We start from the raw sequence: 11,288 nt of genomic DNA on the forward strand, positions 1-11,288 counted from the left end.
GTCAGCCGACAAAAAGGCAGGACTACAATCCGACAGGCATTTATGATATAATTTTTTTATGAACTACTTATTTTTTGATATTGAATGTGCCAACTGCTTTAATGGAATCGGCAAAATCTGTTCTTTCGGCTATGTGCTTTGTGATGAAAATTTTTCTGTAATTGAATCAGACGACCTTCTTATGAATCCGGCCACGATTTTTGACTGGTACCTCTTCAAAAAAGACTCAAAATGCAGGCTCGCATACAGCCGGGAAGATTACATCAATAATCCCAAATTCCCCCAGCACTACAAAAAAATCAAGTCTCTTTTGGAAGCAAGCAATCAGATTGTATTTGGTTTCGGCTGCCAGAATGACGTTGCTACGATTGCCACTGAATGCATTCGTTATGATTTGGACTTGATTGACTTTAACTGCCACGACATCCACACAGTTCTTGAAAAGATTTATGAAATTAAGGGCGGACTTGGAACTTATGTCCAGAATTTTGGAATTGATACAGAAGGAATGGAATTTCACGACAGCAAGGCAGACGCTTTCTTCACAATGAAAGTCACTGAAAAGCTGGTAAAGGATCAGAAAAAGCCGATAAGTGAGATTCTGGCAACTTATACCCCATTTTCAAGCAAGCTTCTTAAAAAACAGAAGATTAAAAAACTCTACGCAAATTATCTTGAAAGGAAAGAAGCCGCCAAGGCAAAGGACGGAAAACCTCCCCGCCCCCTCAAAAAAATCACAGTACCAGCCTGGTTTGATTATAAGAGGGAGCTTTTGGAAGAAATCTCTTTACAGGGGAATTGACAAGTTTTATCGGACTTCACCGCGGAGGATTTTTCTTACAAGGAGGCCTGATGGCTGCAAATCGCTCTCGGCCCAGCCGCCTTTGGCATCACGGTCTTTGTTGTATTTGAGGACGCCAGAATCTTCTCCCTTGTTGTTGACCGACCAGTTTGCCCAAGAGATTTTGTTCTTTGCAAGGAATTTCATCCATTCCAAAGTCTCTTTTTCATAGACGCCGCCGTCACCAGAAGCCTGAGTTGTTCCCCATTCAGTTACGAAAATCGGGAGTCCCTTTTTGATTGCGTTTTCTGCAGCGTTACGGCTGTCCTGGCCATGAGTTCCTGCGTAGAAATGAAGGGTGTACATGATGTTCTTCTGACCTTCAATCGGGTTTTCAGCCGCACTCATTACATCGCTTGACCAGTATGGAGTTCCTACGACAATTACGTTGTCACAGTGCTTTCGGATGATAGGAATGATTCGCTCAGCGTAAGGCTTGATGTTTCCTTCCCAAGTAACCTTGTCACCGTTAGGCTCATTACAGATTTCGTAGATAATGTTAGGACAGTCTGCATAAGTTGAGGCAATCATCTCGAAGAATTCTTCTGACTGTCTGACGTACAAAAGAGGATCACATTCAGGAAGAACGTGCCAGTCAACGATGACGTACATGCCTGTTTCCTTGGCAGCTTCGATTGACTCGATAACCTTGCTTGCCATGCCGCGGTTCTGTGCATAGCCGCCGTTACCGCTTACATACATTGCGGCACGCCAGAGGTCAGCGTTAAAATCGTCACGGAGCCATTTGAGAACGTTTGAGTTGGCATATTTTCCATACCAGTGAAGGCCGTGAGAGCTCAATCCGCAGAGCTGGACAGGATTTCCGGCAGCATCACAAAGATGTGTTCCAGAAACACTCAAAGCACCGAATCGCTCAACAGGAGTCTTTGAGTCATTGTAAATTTTTCTTGCATCTGCGCGAGAGCAAGACGAAAGCGAAAGCAAGGCAATGAATGCCGACAAAAAAAACGAAGTTTTAATCAATTTTTTCATAGAACCATTGTACAACGGCCAGTTCTAAAAAGCAATTTAAATTTTACTTCCATAATATCCGATTTTTTGGTATATTTTACAAAATTTTATCTTAAAAGAGGAACTGCAAATGAAAAAAGTTTTGCTTTCTTTGTGCGGGGCCATGCTTGCCCTTGCTCTAGTTTCATGCGGCGGTGAAAAAGCTGCAGTAGTTAAAATCGGTGTTTTTGAGCCAGCTTCCGGTGATAACGGTGCAGGCGGAAAACAGGAGACCCTGGGTATTCAGTACGCAAATTCTGTAACTCCAAATGTCACAATCGGCGGAAAGGAATACAAGGTCCAGCTCGAAATCGTTGACAACGAGTCTTCAAACGACAAGGCTGTAACAGCTGCTTCTGAGCTCATTTCAAAAGGCGTTTCAGTAGTTCTCGGTTCATACGGTTCAGGCGTTTCAATCGCAGCAAGCGATACATTCGCAGCCGCTCAGGTTGGTGCAATCGGCATCACATGTACAAACCCACAGGTAACTTTGGGCAACGACCACTACTTCCGAATCTGCTTCCTCGATCCATTCCAGGGAACAGTTCTTGCTAACCTCGCCGCAGACAAATTCGCTGCAAAAAAAGCTTACTGTCTTTCTAAACTCGGCGACGACTACTCAGGCGGTCTCGTAAAATACTTCGTTGAGGCTTTCAAAAAGCTCGGCGGAGAAATCGTTGAGGAAACATTCCCGGACGGAACTTCTGACTTCGCAGCTTACGTTGCAAATGCAAAGAAAGTCGGTGCAGACGTATTCTTCAGCCCTGTTTCAATCGAAGCAGCAGCCCTCATCATCGAGCAGGCTAACACACAGGGACTCACATTCCCAATCCTCGCAGGCGACACATGGGATTCCAACGTTGTCCTCGCACAGGCAAAAGGAACAAACGTTCAGCTTTACGTAACAACATTCTTCGTTGAAGGTTCTACAGACGCTAAAGTTACAGAATTCGTAGACGGATTCAGGGGCTACCTCAACACAAACGCAACTGCAAAAACAAACAACGGCGGCGACGACGAAATCGCAGCTGTTTCGGCAATGGGCTTCGACGCTTACTACACAGCACTTGAGGCACTCAAAGCTGCAGGAAGCACAAAGAGCGCTGACGTAATCAAGGCTCTCCCAGGCGTTAAATATAACGGTGTTTCTGGCGCAATCGCATTTGACAAGACTGGCGACGCAGTACGCGACGTAGCATACGTTAAGAAAGTCAACAACGAAACCGGAAAATGGGACTTCGTAGCACAGCAGAGCGTAAAATAAAATTTACAGGCTGTATCAAAAACAAGCTCCCAGCAAGAACCGCCACAAAAACTCACGGTGAACAAGTTCAAGTGACTTTTGTGGCGAACCTTGCTTACGCTTGTTTTTGAATCAACGTGCTTTTTTTTACTATTCCCCCGCCTCCGCATATTTTTGAATCGTACGGCTACTTAAACTTGAGTTTTCCACTTCAGTTACTTTTTTCCTTTTTTTTACTTTTTCCCCTTTCAGTTACTTTTTCATAAATTTAATTTTCGTTATAATGGTAGGGATATTCTAAAATCTAAAGGAAAAAGTAATGGACCTTTTACAGACTAATCTCCCCTATCTTCTTGCGGGAATTTCTACGGGCGGTCAGTATGCCCTCATTGCCATCGGTTACACGATGGTTTACGGAATCCTCCGGCTTATCAACTTTGCTCACGGCGATGTCTTTATGGCGGCAGGCCTTATCATGATTTCTGCCTACAGCTTTGTTCCGCTCTGGATTTCAATTCCCTTAACAATCATCCTTACGGTTCTTCTGGGATTTGCCGTTGAACGCATCGCCTACAAGCCTCTGCGCACGGCTCCGCGAATGTCTATCATGATTTCGGCAATCGGCATGAGCTATCTTTTGCAGAACCTCGCCCTTTACTTTACAGGCGGTCTTCTTAAAAAATATCCGACAATTCCATGGATTTCTGATTCAATCACAATCGCAGGAGCCGTCACAAAACGCGTAACTGTAATCACGCCTTTCCTTACGATTCTTCTTGTCGTTGCCCTCGTTCTTCTTATTAACCACACAAAAATCGGAATGGCAATGCGGGCAGTTTCAAAGGACTTCGAGACAGCCCAGCTCATGGGAATCAAAATCGACTCCGTAATCAGCATGACTTTCATCATCGGATCTTTCCTTGCGGCTGTCGGCTCAATTCTCTTCTTCTCAAACTATCCGGGCGTTACTCCGACGGTCGGCGGCATGCCGGGCCTAAAGGCTTTCGTCGCGGCAGTCTTCGGCGGCATCGGCTCCATTCCGGGGGCTGTAATCGGTGCCTTCCTAATCGGTATCTGCGAAAACATCATCAAGGGCGTCGGCCTCACGACATTCAGCGATGCCTTTACTTTCGTCCTTTTGATTTGTGTCCTCATGTTCATGCCGACTGGTATTTTCGGCGAAAAAGTCACGGATAAAGTTTAAGTCGGAGTATTCAAGATGGAAAACAAACTTACTTTTCTGAAAAACAAAAAATTCCTGCTCGCCGGATGGAGCCTTCTGGCTTTTCTTTTTATTCTTGTAGCTGTTCTTGAGGCTCTTGTTCCTCCAACGAACATTCTTTTCACAGTCCTCAAAAAAGGTGCCATTTATGCCCTTGTAGCAGTCTCAATGAACCTGCTCAACGGCTTTACAGGTCTTTTCAGCCTCGGTCAGGCTGGCTTCATGCTTTTGGGAGCCTACACTTACGCAATCTTCACGATTCCTCTTTCGGCACGCGAACAGGTTTACCAGTATTTTAACGGCGGTGCAATTCACTTCACCCTCCCTGTTTTCGCAGCCCTGATTCTTGCAGGTCTTGTAGCAGCATTCTTCGCATACTTAATCGGTCTTCCGGTTTTGCACTTGAAGTCAGACTATCTTGCAATCGCAACTCTGGGTTTTGCTGAAATCATCCGCGCAATCTTCCAGTGGGACAAGCTGGGCGTAATCACAAACGGCTCAAACCTTCTCCGTAAATATCCGGTATTCCGCTCAACTCTCTTCTATTTTGCGGTCTCTGGAATCTGTATTGCGCTAATTCTTCTATTAATTAACTCAACTTACGGACGAGCTTTCAAGGCAATCCGTGATGATGAAGTTGCGGCAGAGGCAATGGGAATCAACCTTGCAAAGCACAAGCAGCTTTCATTCACAATCAGCTCTTTCTTCGCAGGCATTTCAGGCGCCCTCCTTGCCATGTTCCAGACAACGATTCAGGCAAGCCAGTTCAAGTCGGCAATGACCTACGAAATCCTTCTCATCGTCGTAATCGGCGGTATCGGAAGCGTAACGGGCAGCTGCATCGCTTCATTCCTCTTCATCGCATGTTCTGAATGGTGGCTCCGCTTCCTCGACAACGCAAACCTCAACATTACACCGATTCAGATTCTCCGTCCTGGTTTTAGAAAAGTCGTATTCTCAATCGTCATCATGCTTATCGTTCTTTTCTATCAGAAGGGAATCATGGGCGAGCACGAATTTTCTGTGACGGGAATCATCAAAAAACTCAAAGGCTGTAAAAAGTCATTCAGCAACCTGAAACTTAAATTCAAGAGGGAAAAATAATGGCAGAGCACGTACTTGAAATGAAAAACGTCACGATGCAGTTCGGCGGTGTCGTGGCTGTAAACGACCTTTCCCTTGAAGTAAACAAAGGCGAAATCGTCTCTTTGATCGGGCCAAACGGTGCCGGAAAAACAACTGCATTCAACGTCGTAACAGGTGTTTACGCACCGACAAACGGAGCCGTCTATTTTAACGGCAAGCACATCGTAGAAAACTATCCTCGCGGCAAAATGAAAAAGCTTTACGCTGGAACAAGCCGCGGAGTATATACAAAGCACATCGAGCCGACTCCGGACGTAATCACAAAGCTTGGAATCGCCCGAACTTTCCAGAACATCCGATTGTGGAAGAGTCAGACCGTATTTACAAACGTTCTGATTGCAAAGCACATGAGGCGCACAAGCAACATCTTCACGGCAACATTCCGCCTCAACCGCAAGGAAGAAAAAAAGCAGCGTGAGGAAACAGAAGAACTCCTTAAAATCTTAGGACTTTACGAAGTTCGCGACGAGCTCTGTACTTCACTTCCATACGGCTTACAGCGACGGCTTGAAATTGCCCGCGCCCTTGCCACAAATCCTAGTCTTCTTCTGCTCGACGAGCCTGCTGCCGGCATGAACCCGCAGGAAACTGCAGAACTCACGGACTTCATCCGAAAAATCCGCGATGACTTCCACCTTACGGTCTTCATGATTGAGCACCACATGGACCTGGTTATGGACATTTCTGACCGCATTTACGTTCTGAACTTCGGTGCCCTGATTGCCCAGGGAACTCCTGAAGAGATTCAGAAAAATCCAAAGGTCATTTCAGCATATCTGGGTGAGCAGGAATAAGGGGGAATTATGCTTAAAATTAGTGATTTACATGTTTCTTACGGCGGAATCAAGGCACTGCGCGGCATAAATCTTGAAGTTCCGGACGGAAAAATCGTCACCCTGATTGGCGCAAACGGAGCCGGAAAGTCAACCCTTCTCCGCTCAATCTCAGGGCTTGTTAAGCCACAGTCAGGCTCTATCCGCCTGGACAACAAGGAGCTTATCTGGAGCCCCATTAATAAAATCTGTGAGGAAGGAATCGCCCTTTCCCCAGAAGGCCGCCATGTTTTTGCAGACCTTACAGTTCTCGAAAACCTCATGATTGGTGCATATCTGCGTAAGGACAAAGAGACAATTCAAAAAGACCTCGAATGGATTTACGAGCTTTTCCCGCGCCTCAAGGAGCGAAGCTGGCAGTTTGCAGGAACCCTTTCTGGCGGTGAGCAGCAGATGCTTGCAGTAGGACGAGCCCTCATGAGCCGCCCGAAAATTTTGATGCTGGACGAGCCTTCACTTGGTCTTGCCCCACTCATCGTACAGCACATTTTCGAGATTATCCGCGAAATCAATAAAAAGGGAGTTACAATCCTTCTCGTTGAACAGAACGCAAACATGGCTCTCAAAACAGCCGACATCGCATACGTTCTTGAGACAGGTGAAATCGTACTCCAGGGAAGCGGAAAGGAACTTCTCGAAAATCCTGAAGTACGAGAGGCATATCTCGGAAAGAAAAAATAAGGTCATGGATTTCACGCACTTCACGGCAGGAAAAGACGACTCGGACCGCAGGCTGGACAGGATTTTGCGAAGATTTTTGAGCGAGGAAAATCTTTCTTCTATATATAAACTTCTTCGCAAAGGTCTTGTCAAAGTCAACGGTAAAAAAGCAGACGGCAATTTCCGCATAAGTGAAGGCGATGACATTCAGATTGCAGACTTTCTGCTCTCATCAGCTTCAAAGAATGAAAATCCGGGGGCAGAAAAAACCTCTCCTCTTTCAAAAGACATAATCATCTTCAAAAACGAGTCGATTTTAATCCTCAATAAGCCCTACGACATTCCGGTTCAGCCCTCATCCTCATCAAGGGGAAATTCGCTGGCAGAAATCGTCCAAAAAGACTACGAAATCAGCCACAAAAAGGACTCGCTCTCATTCAGGACAGGCCCCCTCCACCGCCTGGACCGAAAAACCACAGGTCTGATTGCCTTTTCCCAGAATCTTGAGGGGGCAAAATGGTTCAGCGAGAAAATCAAGAGCCATGAAATTCAGAAAATCTATCTTGCAGTCCTCCAGGGAAAGCTTATGGAAAAGCAGGTTTGGGAAGATCAGATAGAAAAACTGGAAAACAGCAATGAACAGGCTGGAAGCGGCAATTTTCATACGGTTTCGGTTAATTCTTCCGGCGAGGGAAAATTTGCCCATACGGAAGTTACGCCCCTTTCTCAGGGGATTTTTTGCGGCAAGGAAGTTACGATTGTCCGCGTTCTGATTACGACAGGCCGCACCCACCAGATCCGCTCCCAGTCTGCCTATCACGGCTTCCCTCTTTTGGGGGACACGGCTTACGGAGCAGTCAAAATTGACTCAAAACGCTTCGGACAGGATTTTTTTCTTCATGCCTCAGAACTTTACTTTCCAAAAGACAATCCCCTGTCCCTGCCGGAAAAGATTACGTCGCCTCTGCCAGAATTTTTTCCTACTTTTAATTGAAAATTGAATCAGCCCGCGTTAAAATATTATCAGGAATAAAATGAATCTCGAATCACTAAAAGAATTTTTCGGGCTTGAAAAACGGGGCACAACGGTCTTTGCTTTTTATGGTCCAAGCGGTACAGGAAAAAGTTTCAGGGCAAAGCTTGTCGCCCAGCAGTATGGAATTAAGACCATTATCGATGACGGTCTTCTCATCCATGCCGATGATATTTTGGCCGGAAAGTCCGCAAAACTCGAAAAAAACTACATGGGAGCCGTGCGCACAGCCCTTTTTGATGACAAGGGGCACCGGGATTCAGTAGCGCGCGCCATTCAAAAGAACAGAATCAAAAAAATCCTTATTTTGGGAACCAGCGAAAAGATGGTCAACAAAATCGCCGTCCGTCTCCAGCTGCCCCTTCCGGAAAAATACATAAAAATCGAAGAAATCGCCACACCGGAGCAGATGGAAGAAGCAAAACGCAGCCGTCAGATTGAAGGTAAGCACGTCATTCCAGTCCGGGCCTACGAGGTCAAAAATCAGTCTTACTCAAAGATTTTCTATGACTCAATCAGGGTTTCTACGGCAAAGAACAAATTTTTTGCAAGTCTTCTGGGCAAATTCCTCGGCAAGGCAGAATCTTCTCCGTCACAAAACACCAAGCTTTTCGAAAAATCCCTGGTCCGCCCGGCCTTCTCACAGCAGGAACGCAAGGAAATTTCTCACGCAGTCCTGGCACAAATGACCATGAGCTTTATCGGGGAATTCAACGAACATGTAAGAATCAAAAAACTTACAGTCAAAAACGAAAAATCCGGCTACACATTCGTAATGACGGTAGACGTTCCTCTTGGCCGTGAGCTGACCCAAATAAGCGAACAGCTTAAGTCCTTCGTAATCTCAATGATTGAGAAGAAACTTAAGCTTCGCATCGAGGATGTTTATATTGTAGTCGACAAACTGATTTTACCTAAGACTGCCTAGCGGCTGAGAGCGACTTTATTCCAGAGAGTGCTCATCATGCTGTCTTCACTCTGAATTGTCTTCTGGCTTGCTTCGTAGGCGCGGTTGACTTCAATCATTTTGACCATTTCGTTTACTACGTTTACGTTGCTGGTCTCCATGTAGCCCTGAAGCATTTTTGGCCGCTCCATTCCTTCTGCGATATAGGCTTCGCCAGAGATATTGTTTGAGTTCCAGAGGGAGTTTCCCATCTTTTTGAGGTATCTTTCGTTTTCAAAGCGTACGATTTTGATTCGGTCAATGACTTCGTTGTCTTTTGTGGTGATGATTCCGTCTTCGTTTACAATGAATTTGTCGTCCGGCACGCGGATTTCACCGTTTTCGCCCAAAAGAGGATAGCCATCTTTCGTGAGCAAGATTCCTTCTTTTCCAAGGATGAAGTTTCCGTTTCTGGTGTATCGCTCGCCTGCAGGAGTCTCAACGGCAAAGAAGCCCTCGCCTGCAAGTGCCATGTCAGTGCTTGTGTTTGTGCCGCGGAAAGAGCCCTGCTCAAATTCCGTGAAATTTTCGTTTGTCTCAACGCCGAGGCCAAGTTTTCCGATGATTGGTGCCGCGTCTGCTGAACCGAAAGGATGCTTGTAAACGCCGTCAGCCTCAGTCCGCCTCAAAAGAAGCTCCGGGAATGACTTTGACACGCTGACGTCACGTTTGAATCCTGCCGTATCGACATTAGCCAAGTTGTTAGCGATAGTGTCGAGTCTGTTCTGCTGTGCGTTCATTCCGCTTGAACCGATATACCAACCACGAATCATATTTACCTCTCAAAACTTAAAACGAATTTCACTTTTTCTTATACTAAAATTATCGGAATCAAAAAAAAGATATTTAGAATTTGTTTTTTCTAAGATTATAATGTACAATTTAATTAAATAAAAAATTAAGTTTTCAGGAAGGTCAATGTGGATCTGCTCTCAATGAATTTGCTGCTCAGCTGTGTATGTCTTATTTTCTGTGTGGTGACTCTCATCTCTGCACTATTCATAGTAAGATTCACAAAAGCCAGATTTAACTACGACGAGCTTACCGGGCTCTATACAATCGAAAAGTTCAAGAGCGAAGCCAGAAAGATTCTAGCCACAGCCAAGCCTGATGAATACGCCTTTGTCTGTCTGGACATCAACAAATTCCAATACCTTACGGATTCCCTGGGCCGCGAAACAGCAAACTCAGTCCTCACCGTACTGGGCGCCCACTTCAAAAAAACAGCTCCAAACGACTCAATCCTTACCCGCCGCTATTCAGACAATTTCGTAATGATGATTCACACGAGTTTCGGCCCCATTATCGAAGATTACATCCTCAACATGATTGGTGTGGTTTCAAAAATGGGCAATCTCCTGCCCCTTCACTACACGCTTGAGTTCAGCACAGGTGTTTACGCAGTCTCAAATCCCCACGAAGACATTGAAATCATGATTCACAAGGCCAATACAGCCCGTATGGCAGGCAAGTACAGCCCTAATCCTTCACGAATCAGCTTCTACAACGAGGAAATGAGCCTCAACAGCGAGCACGAAAAGGAAATTCTCTTCGACATGAACCGGGCTTTCGAGGCAAACGAATTCATCGCCTATTATCAGCCAAAATTCAATTTTGGTGACAGCAAGGTTATCGGTGCGGAAGCCCTTGTCCGTTGGAAGCACCACCAGAAGGGCCTTTTGGAGCCGGGATATTTCGTCCCACTTTTCGAGCGCAACGGCTTCATTTCAAAAGTTGACATCAAGATTTTCGAGCAGGTATGTCAGTTCCTCGACAAATGGAACAAGTCTGGCAAGGACGGCAAATGCCCCAAGCCTCTCACAATTTCCTGCAACCTTTCGCGCTACCAGCTTTACAATCCTGAATTCGCAAAGCAGTATTCACAAATCGCCTCAAAATACCAGATTGAGCCTTCAAAAATTGAGCTTGAGCTTACAGAAAGCCTCATGATGGACAACAAAAAACGGCTCCTTAAGGCCATGAACGAAATCAAAAAGGCCGGATTCGACATTTCTGTTGACGACTTTGGTTCAGGATTCTCTTCACTTGCCCTTCTCAAGGACATTCCGGCAAACGTCATCAAGCTGGACAAGGAATTTTTTGCAAATACCACTCACAACGGCAGCAACGACGACAGGGACGTTCACAAAGACAATATCATCGTAAATTCCGTAATCGACATGGCAAAAAAACTCGACATGACCACTGTTGCCGAAGGTGTAGAAGAAGAAAGCCAGGCCAAGCAGCTTCGTGAAATGGGCTGTGACATTGCCCAGGGATTTTTCTATGCCAAGCCAATGTGCGCAGAAGATTTTGAGAGATTGTTGAAGAACTCACTTTAATATATAATATC

The 11,288-nt window shown here is 45.6% G+C and carries 11 protein-coding genes; 9 read left to right on the forward strand and 2 right to left on the reverse strand.

Annotation, left to right across the window (positions count from 1 at the left end):
* The first annotated feature begins 58 nt into the window (after positions 1-58).
* The gene (locus HNP76_RS05155) at positions 59-802 is read left to right on the forward strand and encodes a hypothetical protein (protein WP_184658173.1); all 744 of its coding nucleotides are present in this window, start codon (positions 59-61) and stop codon (positions 800-802) included.
* 6 nt (positions 803-808) lie between these two features.
* Here HNP76_RS05155 and HNP76_RS05160 read toward each other — a convergent pair whose 3' ends face one another.
* Positions 809-1,834, reverse strand: coding sequence for a glycoside hydrolase family 5 protein (locus tag HNP76_RS05160; protein ID WP_184658175.1), 1,026 nt, complete (start codon positions 1,832-1,834; stop codon positions 809-811).
* Between the two features lie 109 nt (positions 1,835-1,943).
* Between HNP76_RS05160 and HNP76_RS05165 the strand changes: the two genes are divergently transcribed.
* From HNP76_RS05165 to HNP76_RS05195, 7 genes are all read left to right on the forward strand, one after another.
* Complete coding sequence (locus HNP76_RS05165) at positions 1,944-3,116, forward strand: ABC transporter substrate-binding protein (RefSeq protein WP_184658177.1); 1,173 nt, start codon at positions 1,944-1,946, stop codon at positions 3,114-3,116.
* A gap of 298 nt (positions 3,117-3,414) precedes the next feature.
* On the forward strand, positions 3,415-4,299 hold the full coding sequence (locus tag HNP76_RS05170) for a branched-chain amino acid ABC transporter permease (RefSeq protein ID WP_184658180.1): 885 nt from the start codon (positions 3,415-3,417) through the stop codon (positions 4,297-4,299).
* A gap of 15 nt (positions 4,300-4,314) precedes the next feature.
* Positions 4,315-5,421, forward strand: a complete 1,107-nt coding sequence (locus HNP76_RS05175; protein ID WP_184658182.1) for a branched-chain amino acid ABC transporter permease — start codon at positions 4,315-4,317, stop codon at positions 5,419-5,421.
* The gene (locus HNP76_RS05180; protein ID WP_184658184.1) at positions 5,421-6,257 is read left to right on the forward strand and encodes an ABC transporter ATP-binding protein; all 837 of its coding nucleotides are present in this window, start codon (positions 5,421-5,423) and stop codon (positions 6,255-6,257) included. Before HNP76_RS05175 ends, HNP76_RS05180 begins: the two co-directional genes overlap by 1 nt.
* A 9-nt stretch (positions 6,258-6,266) precedes the next feature.
* On the forward strand, positions 6,267-6,977 hold the full coding sequence (locus HNP76_RS05185) for an ABC transporter ATP-binding protein (protein ID WP_184658186.1): 711 nt from the start codon (positions 6,267-6,269) through the stop codon (positions 6,975-6,977).
* A 4-nt stretch (positions 6,978-6,981) separates the two neighbouring features.
* Positions 6,982-7,950 carry an RluA family pseudouridine synthase gene (locus HNP76_RS05190; RefSeq protein ID WP_184658188.1) on the forward strand — a complete coding sequence of 323 codons (969 nt, stop codon included), beginning with the start codon at positions 6,982-6,984 and terminating at the stop codon, positions 7,948-7,950.
* 40 nt (positions 7,951-7,990) lie between these two features.
* On the forward strand, positions 7,991-8,917 hold the full coding sequence (locus HNP76_RS05195) for an ATP-binding protein (protein WP_184658190.1): 927 nt from the start codon (positions 7,991-7,993) through the stop codon (positions 8,915-8,917).
* Here HNP76_RS05195 and flgF read toward each other — a convergent pair.
* On the reverse strand, positions 8,914-9,708 hold the full coding sequence (flgF, locus tag HNP76_RS05200; RefSeq protein ID WP_184658192.1) for a flagellar basal-body rod protein FlgF: 795 nt from the start codon (positions 9,706-9,708) through the stop codon (positions 8,914-8,916). The two genes, HNP76_RS05195 and flgF, sit on opposite strands and share 4 nt — an antisense overlap.
* A 201-nt stretch (positions 9,709-9,909) precedes the next feature.
* Here flgF and HNP76_RS05205 point away from each other — a divergent pair, with 201 nt between their 5' ends.
* A complete protein-coding gene (locus HNP76_RS05205; RefSeq protein WP_184658194.1) occupies positions 9,910-11,277 on the forward strand; it encodes a putative bifunctional diguanylate cyclase/phosphodiesterase in 1,368 nt (455 codons plus the stop codon).
* Positions 11,278-11,288: the final 11 nt, after the last annotated feature.

It is taken from the genome of Treponema ruminis, assembly GCF_014201975.1.
Lineage (GTDB): Bacteria > Spirochaetota > Spirochaetia > Treponematales > Treponemataceae > Treponema_D > Treponema_D ruminis.